The sequence below is a fragment of the Nocardioides dokdonensis FR1436 genome (genome assembly GCF_001653335.1).
Lineage (GTDB): Bacteria > Actinomycetota > Actinomycetes > Propionibacteriales > Nocardioidaceae > Nocardioides > Nocardioides dokdonensis.
Genome location: NZ_CP015079.1, coordinates 2,696,513 through 2,709,910, shown reverse-complemented (window position 1 = coordinate 2,709,910; position 13,398 = coordinate 2,696,513). Strand labels below are relative to the sequence as shown.

The window sequence follows — 13,398 nt, the reverse complement described above, 5'->3', positions numbered from 1 at the left end:
GTGACGACGGGCTCCGACCCGCCTGTGCACACCCGCCCCTCCGGTGCCGTCCTGTGCGCGGCTGCCGGCTCCGCGGGACGTCATACGCTCCGCAGCAATGGACGTCCCGCCTGTATGACGTCCGGCGGGGCCTGCGGCGGCGTGCGGCTACTGGATGTTGAGGTTCATCGGGACGACGAGGTCGGCGACGATGAGGACGACGCCCATCACCAGGAGGGCGGAGGCGACGACGTAGGCGACGGGCAGGAGCTTGGCGGCATCGACGTAGCCCGGGTCGGGGCGGCGGCGCAGGCGGGCCCAGCCGCGGCGGGCCCACTCCCAGGCGGCGCTGGCGATGTGGCCCCCGTCGAGCGGGAGCAGCGGCACGAAGTTGAAGACGCCGATGAAGAAGTTGAACCCGGCGATCAGCGAGAGCAGGAAGACCGACTTCTCGACGACGGGGAAGGTCTCGGCGGAGGTCACCTCACCGGCGATCCGGCCGCCACCGACGATGGAGATGGGGCTGTCGGCCGCGCGCTCCTCGAGCCCGACGATGGCCTGCGCCACGTCCCACACCTTGACCGGCAGCGTCGCCAGCGCCACCACGGTGTCCTTGGCCATCGTGCCCATCTGCTGCAGCGTGAAGATCGGTCCGCCGCGGACGACCTCGAGGTGCGAGGTGGGCGTCACGCCGAGGAAGCCGACCTGGGTCAGCGTCACGTCGGACTCCGAGGTCGGTCGCGCCTGCACCGTCGTGGAGGTCGAGCCGCTGAGCTGCTCGCCGTCGCGGTCGTAGCCGATGACCGCCTCGCCACCGGCGTTGTCGCGGATCAGCGTGCGCAGCTGGTCCCACCCGGTGACGGTGACCCCGTTGAACGAGGTCACGGTGTCCCCCGGGCGCAGCCCCGCCTCGTACGCCGGGCTGCGCGGGTCGCTCGCCGTGCACTCGCGGGCGCCGTCCTCGAAGGGGATGACGCAGACCGAGACCGTGTCGATGACCGGCGCCCCGGCGTCCGGCTCGACGCTGCGCTGGCCGTAGGTGGCGAAGATGCCCAGGAAGATCAGGAACGCGATCGCGATGTTGACCGACGGACCGCCGGACATCACGACGATCTTCTTCCACGACGCCATCTTGTAGAAGAGCCGGTCCTCGTCCTCGGGACGCACCAGCTCCCACTCGGCCGCGCGGGCGTCGGAGATGAGCTGGGTGAACATGCCGGTGTTCGACTTCCGCACCCGGGTCACGGTGTGGCCCTCGGCGTCGACGGTGGTCTCGCCGAGCTGCTCGGCACCCGGCGGGAGCATCCCGACGATCTTGACGTAGCCGCCGAGCGGGATCGCCTTGACGCCGTACTCGGTCTCCCCCACCTGCTTGCTCCACACCGTGGGGCCGAAGCCGATGAAGTACTGGGTGATCTTCCCGCCGAACTTCTTGGCCGGGATCATGTGGCCGAGCTCGTGCAGGCCGATCGAGACCAGGATGGCGCCGACGAACAGCACCACGCCGAGGAGGTAGAGCAGGGCCGTCATGCGGGGCTTCCTTGCCGGATCAGGTCGGTGGCGGCCTCGCGGGCCCAGGTGTCGGCCGCGAGCACGTCGTCGAGGGTGAGGTGCGTCGTCGAGCCTACGTCGTGGGCCCGCACCACGTCGCCCACGATCTCCACGATCCGCACGAACGGCAGCACACCTTCGCGGAAGGCCTGCACGCACGCCTCGTTGGCGGCGTTGTAGACGCACGGCGCGGTGCCCCCGCGCTCGCCGGCCTCGCGGGCCAGCGCCACCGCCGGGAACGCCTCGTCGTCGAGCGGGTGGAACTCCCACGTCTCGGCGCGGGTCCAGTCGACGGCGGGGGCGGCGTCGGGCACCCGGTCGGGCCAGGCCAGGCCGAGCGCGATCGGGATGTGCATGGTCGGGGGGCTGGCCTGCACCAGCGTCGAGCCGTCGACGAACTCGACCATCGAGTGCACGACGCTGGTGGGGTGCACCACGACCTCGATGCGGTCGAAGCCGATGCCGAAGAGCAGGTGCGCCTCGATCACCTCGAGCCCCTTGTTGACCAGGGTGGCGGAGTTGATGGTGACGACCGGGCCCATCGACCAGGTCGGGTGCGCCAGCGCGTCCTCGACGCGTACGTCGCCCAGCTGGTCGCGGGTGCGTCCGCGGAACGGTCCGCCGCTCGCGGTCAGCACCAGCCTGCGCACCTCCTCGGGCGAGCCGCCGCGCAGGCACTGCGCGATCGCGGAGTGCTCGGAGTCGACCGGCACGATCTGGCCGGGCCGGGCCCGCTCGAGCACCAGCGGGCCCGCCATGATCAGCGACTCCTTGTTGGCCAGCGCCAGCGTCGTACCGGCCTCCAGGGCGGCGAGCGTGGGCCGCAGGCCGACCGCGCCGGTGATGCCGTTGAGCACCACGTCGCAGTCCATCGCGGCCGCCTCGACCGACGCCTCCTCCCCCAACCCGGAGAACGCCGGCGCCAGCTCGGCGACCTGCTGCTCGAACAGGTCGGGCTGCGAGCCGCCCGCCGTGAGCCCGACCACCCGGAACCGGTCGGGGTTGGCCCGCACGATGTCGAGGGCCTGGGTGCCGATCGACCCGGTCGAACCGAGGATGACGATGTCGCGACGCTGGCTCACCGTCCCAGTGTGCCAACGACGACGCCGTACGCTGCCGGCAGCCACTCGGAAGGGCCGACCACCATGGACGACCGGATCATCGCCAGCCTCGAGAGCGCGGTCGGGGCGGCCCCCGACGACCCCGTGCTCCGGGTGCACCTCGCCGAGCTCCTGCTGGCGGCCGGGCGCCGCGAGGAGGCCTTGCGGCACGCCGCCACCGCGCTGGCGGCCGACCCCGCCTCCGTCGCGGCCCGCAGGGTGCTCGCCGACGCGCTGGACGAGGACACCGGCACCGGCGAGGCGCCCGCGGAGCCGCCCCCGGCCGAGGACGACGCTGCAGAGGACGCTGCCGGCTCGGGCGGGGGGTTCGACTGGTCCCGCGCGGAGCAGGAGGTCGGCGACCTGGCCCCGCCGATGTACGTCGGCGACGCACCCGTCCCGCAGGAGCGGGCCTTCGACGTGGAGCGCGGTGTCGTCCGCCTCGCCGACGTCGGCGGGCTGGAGAAGGTCAAGGAGCGCCTGGAGGCGAGCTTCCTGGCGCCGCTGCGCAACCCCGAGCTGCGCCGGCTCTACGGCAAGTCCCTGCGGGGCGGCTTGCTGCTCTACGGCCCTCCGGGGTGCGGCAAGACCTACCTGGCCAAGGCGGTCGCGGGCGAGCTGGGGGCGGCGTTCCTGCACGTCGCCCTGGCCGACGTCCTCGACATGTACGTCGGCTCCAGCGAGCGCAACATCGCCGAGCTGTTCGCGGTGGCCCGCGAGTCCGCCCCGTGCGTGCTGTTCCTGGACGAGCTCGACGCCCTGGGGCAGAAGCGCTCGCTGAGCCGCAACAGCGGGATGCGCACCACCGTGAACCAGCTGCTCACCGAGCTCGACGGCATCGGGCGCGACAACGAGGGCGTCTTCGTGCTGGCCGCCACGAACCACCCGTGGGACGTCGACGCCGCCCTGCGCCGGCCGGGTCGGCTCGACCGCACCCTGCTCGTGCTGCCGCCCGACCGGCCCGCACGCGAGGCGATCCTGCGCACCCACCTGCGCGGACGACCGATCGAGAACATCGACCTGTCGGCGCTCGCCAAGCGCACCGACGGCCTCAGCGGGGCCGACCTGGCGCACCTGTGCGAGTCAGCCGCCGAGGTGGCGCTGATGGACTCGGTGCGGTCGGGGACGACGCGGATGATCCGGATGTCCGACCTCACCACCGCACTGGAGGAGGTGCGCCCCTCCATCGACCCGTGGCTCGAGACGGCGCGCAACGTGGCCCTCTTCGCCAACAACGACGGGCAGTACGACGAGCTGGCCCGCTACCTGCGCAAGCGCGGGCGGCGGTGAGCCGGGAGCAGGTCCGCTCGCGGGCGCAACACCTCCTCGACCTGCGTCGCCCGGCCGAGGCGGAGGCCGTGGTCCGCACGCACCTCGGCCAGGAGCCGGAGGACGTCGACGCCCTCGTGCTGCTGGCGCGCGCCCTCATGGACCAGGACCGGCACGACGAGGGCGGGCGGGTCGTGCGGGCAGCCCTGCGGCTGGACCCCGAGCACTACTCCGCGGTGCTGACCCTGGTGGACGTGAGCACCCGGGCCGATGACCCCACGTCGGCGCTCGGGGCGGCCGACCGGGCGCTGGCGCTGCACCCGGACAGCTGGACGAGCCACTACGCCAGGGCCCGCGCCCTGCTGACGGGCCCGCGGCCCCTGCCGGCCGAGGCGCTGGACTGCGTGAACCGTGGCCTGCGGACCGCTCCGCACGAGCCGAGCCTGCACAACCTGGCCGGGGTGTGCCTCGACGCGATGATGCACCCCGACGAGGCCAGGACCGCCTTCGAGGAGGCGCTGCGCCTGGACCCCCAGCACGTGCTGGCCGGCGCGAACCTCGCGGGGCTCGACGCCGAGGGAGGCCGGCTGCGACGCGGCGCCCGGCGGCTCACCGCCGCCCTCGCCGAGCACCCGGGCGAGGCTGCGCTGCACCGGCTCCTGGCTGTCGTGGCGACGCGCTTCGCCCTCCGGCTGCTGGGGGTGGCCGCCGTCGCGGCGCTCGTCCTCGGCGTCGAGCTGGGCAACGGAGCCTCCTGGTCGCTGCGCGCGCTCACCGGCGCCGCGCTCCTGGTCGGTGTGGCGCTGGTGACGCGGTCGTTCCTGCGCGACCTGCCCCGCGGGCCGGGCGGCTGGGTCGGCCGGGTGGCCCGTGGGTCCACCGGCTACGCACGCCTCGCGCTGGTGCTGCTGGCCCTGGCGCTGCCGGTGCTGGTGGTGCTGGCCTTCGCCCCGGCCGACGTCGCGGCCGGCACCGGCATCACGGTGCTGGTCCTCCTGCGACTGTCCCTGCTGGTCGTCGCCGTCGCCTGGTTCGTCCGGGTCGTGCTGGGCCTCGTCCGACCTCGGTCCCGCCGCGCGCGGTAGCGGCGGACGCCTGCGCCAGCGCCGGGGCTTTACCCTGCTCCCGTGGATGTCACTCGGGGACCCGACGCCGTCGTCGGCCGGTCCGGCTCGCTCGTCCTGCTCGCCGGTGCGCTCGCCGCCGCGGGCCTCGCGCTGCTGGGCCCGGCCGCGACGGCGACAGCCGTGGGCCCGGAGGGCCCGACCACCTGCCGCGGCGTCGTCGACGACGGTGCGGACGTCCTGGACGACCCGGTCGTGGAGCAGGCTGCCGCGCGGCTCGCCCGGGCCCGCGACGGGGCGGTGGTGCGGGTGATCACGGTCGACACCGTGCCTGGACGCGACCTCGACAGGTACGCCGAGCAGCGCAAGCGGGCCTGCGACTCGTGGGGCTTCGGTCGCAGCGACGCCGCCACGCTCGTCGTGGTCGCCGTCAGCGTCGACGACCGGCTGATCGGGTCCTACTTCGACGGGCTCGGCACCCGGGCGCTCGACCGTGCCCAGGGCCGCACCCGCACCGAGCTGATGGGCCCGCGGATGCGGACCGGCGACTTCACCGGTGGGGTGGTGGCCGGTCTCGACGGCTACCGCACCGTCCTGGTCAAGGACGGGCGCGGTGGTGGCGGCACCGGGAGGGGCACCGGGAGCGGCAGCGGGAACGGGGTGCCCCCCGAGGAGCCGAGCGGCGCCGCCGACCCCGGCTCGACCGCCTCTCCGGGCGTGGTGCTGGCCGTCCTGGCGGTCCCGGCGCTCGGCGGCGCCGGATACGGCGGGCTCGTGCTGCACCGGCGGCGGCGGACCCGGGCCGAGGCGCGGGCGGCAGCGCTCGCGGCCGGCGGCCGGGCGGGCGATGCGTTCCTGGGCACCGAGGAGGACCTGGAGCTGCTCCGGGCCCGCGTCGACGCCCTGCCCGGCGTCGACGACCCGGCCTTCGTCTCCGTCCGCGAGGCTTGGGCAGCGGTGTCGGCGACGTACGCCGCCGCCACGAACCGCCAGCTGGAGCTGAACAGCACCCACCGTCCCGAGGCGATCGCGCGCCTGGACGCCGACGCCGCGCGAGAGGCGGTGACGCGGCTGGACGAGCTCACCGCGCAGCTCGAGAGCGTCCACACGGAGTTCGAGGTGGTCTCGGCCGCCGTTGACGACCTCGAGGACCGCCGCGACGCCGTGCCGGGGCTGGTCGAGCAGGCCCGCACCGAGGTGCTCCGGGCCCGGTCGGTGGCGCTCACCCGGCGTGCCGAGGGCTTCCGCGTCGACGCGGTGATCGAGCTCCTCGACGGCGTCGGGCCCGCCCTGCTGGCCGCCGAGGACCGGTTGCGTGCGCACCGCTGGGGCCAGGCCCACGACCAGGCCGACGCGGCGCTGCTCACGGCGACCGGTGCCGGTGCGGCCCTCGACGGGCTGCCGGAGCGGCACCGCGCCCTGGGGACGCGCCACGACACGCTCTCGCAGGAGGCCGCCGTGCTGGGTGCCCGGCTGCCCGAGGCACGTGACCAGCTGGCCCGGCTCACCGAGGGCTACGCGGCGGAGTGCGTCGACGGCCTCGGGGACGGTCTGGACGCCGCGGACCGGGCGCTGGCCACGGTCGGCACCGACCTGGCGCGGATGCGCGGGCAGGCGTCCATGGACGAGCAGCGCTTCGACGAGGCCGACCGCACCGGTGACCGCGTCGCCGCCCTGCTGGTCACGGCGACCACGGCCGTGGCCGAGCCCGACCGCCGCCGGGCCTCGCTCGCGGAGCTGCGCTCGACGCTCCCGCACCGCCTCGACGCCGCCACGCACGCGCTCGACGCGCTGCGCGGACTCGTCCGGGCCCGGGCCGACGCCCTGGCCCACCTGGTCCCCTCCCCCGACCTCGACGCCCACGACCGGGCCCGGGCCTCGGTCGCCGACCGGCTCGACGAGCGGCGCCCTCGCCTGGTGGGCGCCGCCGCCGACCTGGGCCTGCTGGTCGACGCGGTCACGCTGGACCGCCGGCTCGCCGACACCGTGGTGGCGACGTACGACGCTGCCGTGCAGGCACTGACCCACGCCGACTCCGCGGTGGACGACGCCCGTGTCGAGACCGGCCGGAGCCACGCCGGTGGCCGCTCCCGCGAGACCTGCCGCGAGGCCGAGCGGCGCCTCGGGCTGGCGCACGCCGCCTCCGGCGTCGGGATCGCTGTCCTCGAGGAGCGCCTCGAGCACGCCCGGGAGGCCGAGGCCCTCGCCCGGCGGGCGGTCGACGAGGCCCGGGACGCGGTCCGCCAGCACGAGGACGCCCAGCGCCGCGCCGCCGCGGCGGCCGCCGCGGCGGCGTCGAGGTCCCGCCACTCCGGTGGCTCGGGCTTCGGTGGCTTCGGCGGCTCGGGTTCCGGCGGCTCGGGCTTCGGTGGCGGCGGCTCCGGGGGTTTCGGTGGCGGACGAGGCGGGGGCTTCGGCGGCGGCGGATCCGGCGGCTTCGGCGGTGGTCGCGGAGGCGGTGGCGGGGGCTCGGGCGGCTTCTGACCCCTGGACCAGACCAGCTCGACGACTCCGCGCTAGGGGCCTCCCGCGGCCCTGGGTGCGCGCACAGTGGAGCCGTGACCCGCCCGGCCGTCGCCCTCGCCCTCGCCGCCGTCCTGCTCGCGCCGCTCCCGCCGCTCCCGGCGCTGGCGGCCGACCCGACCGCGGCGCGGGGCGCGTGCTCGTCGGGGCAGGTCTCGCTGACCTTCGACGACGGGCCCTCCACCACGTCGACACCCCGCCTCCTGGGGCTGCTGGCGAAGGCCGGGGTTCCGGCGACGTTCTTCATGGTCGGGACGCGCGTCGACGCCGCACCCCGGGTCGCCCAGCAGGTCGCGGCGGCCGGCCACCTCGTCGCCAACCACAGCTGGGCGCACCAGCGGATGACCTCACAGACCTCCGAGCAGGTGCGCGCGACACTGCGGGCCACCGACCGCCGGCTGCGACAGGCCGGCCTGGTCCCGACCGGCCTGGTGCGACCGCCGTACGGCGCCGTCGACGACCGGGTCCGTGCCGCCATCAGGTCGACCGGCGGGGTGACGACGATGTGGGACGTCGACTCCCGCGACTGGACCGGGCTGAGCGCCCAGGCGATCGCGTCGCGGGTGCTGGCCGGCCTGCGGCCGGGACGGAGCAACGTGGTCCTGCAGCACGACGGCGTCGGCAACTCCCCCGCCTCGGTGAACGCGGTGCCGCGCATCGTCGCCGAGGCCCGGCGTCGCGGCTACTGCTTCGTGGCGCTCGACGAGCAGGGCCGCCCCGGCTTCCCCACGCCCCGCGCCAGCCTGGCGCTGCGCACCCCCCGCCGCGGCGCGGCCGAGGGCCGGCCCGCCGCGGCCGTGGTGACCCTGGACCGGCCGACCGCCCGGGCGACGACGCTGCGGCTGCGGCTGCACGCCGGCAGCGCCGCGCCCGGGGTCGACGTGCAGCGCCCGCCCGAGCTGGTCACCGTGCCGGCCGGGGTGCAGCAGGTGCGGGTGCCGTTGGCGATCCTGCGGGACCGGCTGGACGAGCCGACGGAGCGGATCGAGGTCCGGCTCGACCGGCCGGTGGGCCTGGTCCTGGGACCGCACCGGGCCACGATGGCGATCCGCGACCGGGACCCGGCCCCCCGCCTGACGGCGCTCGACGCGGAGGTCACCGCGTCGGAGACCGACCCCGTCGTCGTCGAGGTGCGGCTCCGCCTGGCCGTGCCCAGCGCCCGTCGGGTGCGGGTGCAGGTGACCACGGTGCTGCTCAGCGCCGGCCCCGACGACCTCGAGGAGGTGAGCCGGACGGTGCGCCTCGCACCTGGCCGGCGCACGGTCGTCGTGCCGGTGACGGTGCTGCCCGGACCGCCCGACGAGGAGGTGGAGACGTTCCTCCTGCGCCTCAGCGCCGCCCGGAACGTCCGTCCGGCCCGACCCGACGCCCTGGTGACGATCCACCCGCCGGCCCCCGAGCCGGCCCCCGAGCCGCCCCCCGAGGAGCCGCCCGCGCCGACACCTAGGCGGTAGCCGCGAACGCCTCCGCCACGACGTCGAAGGCCTCCTCGAGCAGCTCGTCGGAGATCGTCAGCGGGGGCAGGAACCGGAAGACGTTGCCCCAGGTGCCGCAGGTCAGGGTCACCACCCCGTGCGCATGGCAGTACGCCGACGCTGCCGCGGCGCGCGCCGGGTCGGGGGTCGTGGTGCCCGGCGCGCACAGCTCCATGGCCATCATCGCGCCGCGCCCGCGGACCTCGGCGACAACCGGGTGCTCCGCCGCGAGCGCCTCGAGGCGGCGGCGCACGAGCGCCTCGATCTCGCGGGCCCGGGCGGCCAGGTCGTTGCCCTCCATCTCCTCGATGGCGCCCAGCGCGGCGGCGCAGGCGATCGGGTTGCCGCCGTAGGTGCCGCCCAGCCCACCGGCGTGCACGGCGTCCATCAGCTCGGCGCGACCGGTCACGGCCGCGAGCGGGAGCCCGCCGGCCATGCCCTTGGCGCTGGTGACCAGGTCGGGCACCACGCCCTCGTCGTCGCAGGCGAACCAGGCGCCGGTGCGGCAGAAGCCGGTCTGGATCTCGTCGGCGACCAGCAGCACGTCGTTGGCGGTGCACCACTCGCGCAGCGCGGGCAGGAAGCCGGAGGCGGGCACGACGAAGCCGCCCTCGCCCAGCACCGGCTCGATGACGACGCAGGCGAGGTTGGTCGCGCCGACCTGCTTGTCGAGCACGTCGATCGCCCGCGCCGCGGCCTCCGGACCGCTCAGGCCGTCGCGCAGCGGGTAGGACATCGGGGCGCGGTAGACCTCGCCGGCGAACGGGCCGAAGCCGTGCTTGTAGGGCATGTTCTTCGACGTCATCGCCATCGTGAGGTTGGTCCGGCCGTGGTAGGCGTGGTCGAAGACCGCGACCGCGTCCTTGCCAGTGGCCACCCGGGCGATCTTGACGGCGTTCTCGACCGCCTCCGCACCGGAGTTGAACAGTGCCGACTTCTTCGCGTGCTCACCCGGGGTGAGTCGCGCCAGCGCCTCGCAGACGTCGACGTACCCCTCGTAGGGCGTGACCATGAAGCAGGTGTGGGTGAAGGCGTCGACCTGGGCGTGCACGTTGCGCACGACGGCGGGCGCCGCGTTGCCGACCGAGGTCACCGCGATGCCCGAGCCGAGGTCGATCAGGGAGTTGCCGTCGACGTCGACGATCACCCCGCCGCCCGCGGCGGTGACGAAGACCGGCAGCGCGGTGCCGACACCGTCGGCGACGAAGGACTTCTTGCGTTCGAGGTGCTTGACCGAAAGAGGTCCGGGGATGTCGGTCACGAGGCGGCGGACCTGCGGCAACGAGGGGCCGCCGGAGGATGAGGTGCTGGTCATGGGCCCAGCCTAGGAGACGCGGCGCGCCAGGGCGAGACCTCTGGACCGCCTGTCCTGTTTCGTCGCGCCCGTTGACGTCCCCGGCGGGACCCCCGACCATTCGGACATGACGGACTTCCCGACGTACGACGCCATCGTCCGCGGCGGCCGCTGGTTCGACGGCACCGGCGCCCCCTCCGCGGTGCGACACCTCGGCATCCGCGACGGCGTCGTCGTCGCGGTCTCCGAGGAGCCGCTGGACGAGCGCGGCTGCCCCGAGGTCGTCGACGCGGCCGGACGCTGGGTGCTGCCTGGGATGGTCGACATCCACACCCACTACGACGTCGAGGTCCTCGACGACCCGCACCTGCCCGAGTCGCTGCGGCACGGGGTGACCACCATCCTGATCGGCTCGTGCTCGCTGTCCACGGTGCACGTGGACCCGGTCGACGCCGGCGACCTGTTCGGCCGGGTCGAGGCGATCCCCCGTCGCCACGTGATCCGCTCCGTCGACGCGGCCAGGACGTGGTCCGACGCCGAGGGGTACGTCGCCGCGCTCGAGGACCGTCCACTGGGGCCCAACCTGGCCGCGTTCATCGGCCACTCCGACATCCGCACCGCCACCATGGGGCTGGACCGGGCCACCCGCCCCGAGGTCCGACCCAGCCGCCCCGAGCAGGCGCGGATGGAACGGCTGCTCACCGAGGCGCTCGACGCCGGCTTCGTCGGCATGTCGGCCCAGCAGCTGCTCTTCGACAAGCTCGACGGCGACACCTGCCGCTCCCGCACGCTGCCCTCGACGTACGCCGATCGGCGTGAGATGCGCGGCCTGCGCGAGATCCTGCGTCGCCGCGGCCGGGCCCTGCAGGCGGGTCCGGACGCGTCGCACCCGCACACGATCCTGCTCCAGGCGTTGCACTCGATCGGCTGGGGCCGCGGCGGACGCGGTCGTCCGGCGCTGAAGACCAGCCTGCTCTCGGCCGCCGACATCAAGGCGATCCCGTTCATCATCCACCTGATGCGCGGACTGTCCGGGGCGGTCAACCGGGCCGGCGCCGACTTCCGCTGGCAGCACCTGCCGGTCCCCTTCGAGGTGTACGCCGACGGCATCGACCTGGTGATCTTCGAGGAGCTCGGCTCCGGCGCGGCCGCGCTGCACCTGGCCGAGGAGGTCGCCCGCAACGAGCTGCTGCGCGACGAGGACTACCGCCGACGCTTCCGCAAGGACTACGACTCGAAGTACGGACCCCGCGTGTGGCACCGCGACTTCTTCGACGCCGAGATCGTCGCCTGTCCCGACGAGGACGTGGTGGGCAAGTCCTTCGGCCAGGTCGGCGTCGAGCGCGGTGGTGTGCACCCCGTCGACGCGTTCCTCGACCTCGTCCTCGAGCACGGCACGGCGATCCGCTGGCGGACCACGATCTCCAACCACCGTCCCCGGGTGCTGCGCCGGATGGCCCAGTCCCCCGGCGTCCAGATGGGCTTCTCGGACGCGGGTGCGCACCTGCGCAACATGTCCTTCTACAACTTCGGGCTCCGGCTGCTCAAGCACGTGCGCGACGCCGACCGGGCCGGGCGGCCCTTCCTGACGGTCGAGCAGGCCGTGCACCGCCTGACCGGCGAGCTGGCCGACTGGTACGACATCGATGCGGGCCACCTGCGCGTCGGTGACCGAGCCGACCTGCTGGTCCTCGACCCCGCACGCCTCGACGACACCCTGGAGGCGTACGCCGAGGCCCCCGTCGAGCAGTACGACGGCCTCTCGCGGATGGTCAACCGCAACGACGCGACCGTGCCGCTGGTGATGGTCGGCGGACGCGTGGTCTACCGCGAGGGCGCACCCACCGACGTCGTCCAGCGCGAGCGCACCGGTCGCTTCCTGCGGGCCGGGCGCACCGACCGTGCGCCGCTGCCCCGCACTGCCGAGGCGGGCCTCCTCACATCTCCTTGATGCCCCAGGGGCTGCCGTAGTCGGTGAGCAGGTCCAGGAACGGCACCGCGTCGAAGGCCTCCGGGCCGAGCACGCCGGCGCCGGTCCAGACCCCGGTGGCGAGGAGCTCCAGGGCCACCACCGGGTTGACGGCGGTCTGCCACACCACGCACTGGTGCCCGTACTCCTGCATCGACCAGGCGTTGTCGACGACGTGGTACAGGTAGGTCGAGCGCGGCTCGCCGTCCTTGCCGCGACCGGTGACCCACACCCCTGCGCACGTCTTGCCGCTCATCAGCGGACCGAGCTCGGCGGGGTTCGGCAGCACCGCCGCGACCACGTCGCGCGGGCTGACCTCGCCCCCCGTGACGCGCACCGGGTCGGTGCGGTCCAGGCCGAGCTTGTGCAGGGTCTTGAGCACCTCGATGAACTCGTTGCCGAGGCCGTACTTGAAGGTGGCGCGCCGGGTCTCGATCCAGCGCGGCATCAGGAGCACCTCCTCGTGCTCGACGTTGACGCACTCGACGGGGCCGATGCCCTCAGGGAAGTCGAAGACCTCCGGCTCCGAGAACGGCGCCGTGGTCCGCCAGGCGCCGTCCTCCCAGATCACCGGCGGGTTGAGGCACTCCTCGATGGTGGTCCAGATGGAGAACGACGGCGCGAAGTCGTAGCCCTGCACCGTCAGGTTCGCCCCGTCGCGCACCCCGAGCTCGTCGATCTCGGAGAAGAGGTGGTCGGCGGCGTAGCGGGCCAGCACGTCGGAGAGCCCCGGCTCCACCCCGATCCCGACCAGCGCGAGCCGACCGGCCGACTCCCAGTCCCCGGCGACCGCGAACTGCTCGTCACCGAGCTTCACGCCAGTCTTCTCGTACGGCGCCTCCGGGTGCGGGCGCGAGAGCGACATCGCCATGTCGAGGTAGTGCGCCCCGGCCTCGCCGGCCCCGGTGAAGATCGACATCACGAAGCGCGGGTCGACCGCGTTCATCACGTGGGTGATGGCGTGCTCGCGGCACAGTGCGGCGACCGATCCCGCGTCGGAGGCGTCGACGCGGGCGGCGGCGTACCGCTCGTCGACGGCGGCCGCGCGCTCGGCGCTGGCCAGGACGTGGTCGGCGACCACGATCGTCTCGAAGAAGTCGCGGCGGGCGGCGATCGCGGCGAAGGCCGCCCCGACGCCGCCGGCACCGACCAGCAGGATCCGCATGCTACTCAC

Annotated in this window: 9 protein-coding genes; 5 read left to right on the top strand and 4 right to left on the bottom strand. The window is 74.5% G+C overall.

The features are described from left to right. Positions 1-147 precede the first annotated feature (147 nt). Positions 148-1,509, bottom strand: a complete 1,362-nt coding sequence (locus I601_RS12820) for a M50 family metallopeptidase (protein WP_068110330.1) — start codon at positions 1,507-1,509, stop codon at positions 148-150. After that, positions 1,506-2,612: a 1-deoxy-D-xylulose-5-phosphate reductoisomerase gene (gene dxr / locus I601_RS12815; RefSeq protein WP_068110328.1), complete on the bottom strand. Its 1,107-nt coding sequence runs from the start codon at positions 2,610-2,612 to the stop codon at positions 1,506-1,508. The genes I601_RS12820 and dxr overlap by 4 nt, the downstream gene beginning before the upstream one ends. A gap of 63 nt (positions 2,613-2,675) precedes the next feature. Here dxr and I601_RS12810 point away from each other — a divergent pair, with 63 nt between their 5' ends. The 4 genes from I601_RS12810 to I601_RS21890 all read left to right on the top strand — a co-directional run bounded on the left by I601_RS12810 (position 2,676) and on the right by I601_RS21890 (position 8,940). Further along, a complete protein-coding gene (locus I601_RS12810) occupies positions 2,676-3,920 on the top strand; it encodes an ATP-binding protein (RefSeq protein WP_068110325.1) in 1,245 nt (414 codons plus the stop codon). After that, positions 3,917-4,984, top strand: coding sequence for a tetratricopeptide repeat protein (locus I601_RS12805; RefSeq protein WP_068110323.1), 1,068 nt, complete (start codon positions 3,917-3,919; stop codon positions 4,982-4,984). Before I601_RS12810 ends, I601_RS12805 begins: the two co-directional genes overlap by 4 nt. Before the next feature lie 42 nt (positions 4,985-5,026). Beyond that, positions 5,027-7,447, top strand: coding sequence for a TPM domain-containing protein (locus I601_RS12800; RefSeq protein ID WP_068110320.1), 2,421 nt, complete (start codon positions 5,027-5,029; stop codon positions 7,445-7,447). A gap of 74 nt (positions 7,448-7,521) precedes the next feature. Beyond that, positions 7,522-8,940: a polysaccharide deacetylase family protein gene (locus tag I601_RS21890; RefSeq protein ID WP_068110317.1), complete on the top strand. Its 1,419-nt coding sequence runs from the start codon at positions 7,522-7,524 to the stop codon at positions 8,938-8,940. Here I601_RS21890 and gabT read toward each other — a convergent pair. After that, positions 8,930-10,276, bottom strand: coding sequence for a 4-aminobutyrate--2-oxoglutarate transaminase (gene gabT, locus I601_RS12790; protein ID WP_068110315.1), 1,347 nt, complete (start codon positions 10,274-10,276; stop codon positions 8,930-8,932). The genes I601_RS21890 and gabT overlap by 11 nt on opposite strands. A 106-nt stretch (positions 10,277-10,382) precedes the next feature. On the opposite strand from gabT, the gene I601_RS12785 reads away from it, so the two are divergent. Continuing rightward, positions 10,383-12,206, top strand: a complete 1,824-nt coding sequence (locus I601_RS12785) for an N-acyl-D-amino-acid deacylase family protein (protein ID WP_068110312.1) — start codon at positions 10,383-10,385, stop codon at positions 12,204-12,206. Here the strand turns inward: I601_RS12785 and I601_RS12780 are convergent. After that, entirely contained in the window at positions 12,193-13,389 is a 1,197-nt protein-coding gene (locus I601_RS12780) for a saccharopine dehydrogenase family protein (RefSeq protein ID WP_068110310.1), read from the bottom strand. The genes I601_RS12785 and I601_RS12780 overlap by 14 nt on opposite strands. Positions 13,390-13,398: the final 9 nt, after the last annotated feature.

Bases quoted from the DNA above. Each gene is read 5' to 3' on its own strand.
- I601_RS12785 (WP_068110312.1), top strand. From the start codon at position 10,383: ATGACGGACTTCCCGACGTACGACGCCATCGTCCGCGGCGGCCGCTGG.
- I601_RS12820 (WP_068110330.1), bottom strand. From the start codon at position 1,509: ATGACGGCCCTGCTCTACCTCCTCGGCGTGGTGCTGTTCGTCGGCGCC.
- I601_RS12780 (WP_068110310.1), bottom strand. From the start codon at position 13,389: ATGCGGATCCTGCTGGTCGGTGCCGGCGGCGTCGGGGCGGCCTTCGCC.
- I601_RS12810 (WP_068110325.1), top strand. From the start codon at position 2,676: ATGGACGACCGGATCATCGCCAGCCTCGAGAGCGCGGTCGGGGCGGCC.
- gabT (WP_068110315.1), bottom strand. From the start codon at position 10,276: ATGACCAGCACCTCATCCTCCGGCGGCCCCTCGTTGCCGCAGGTCCGC.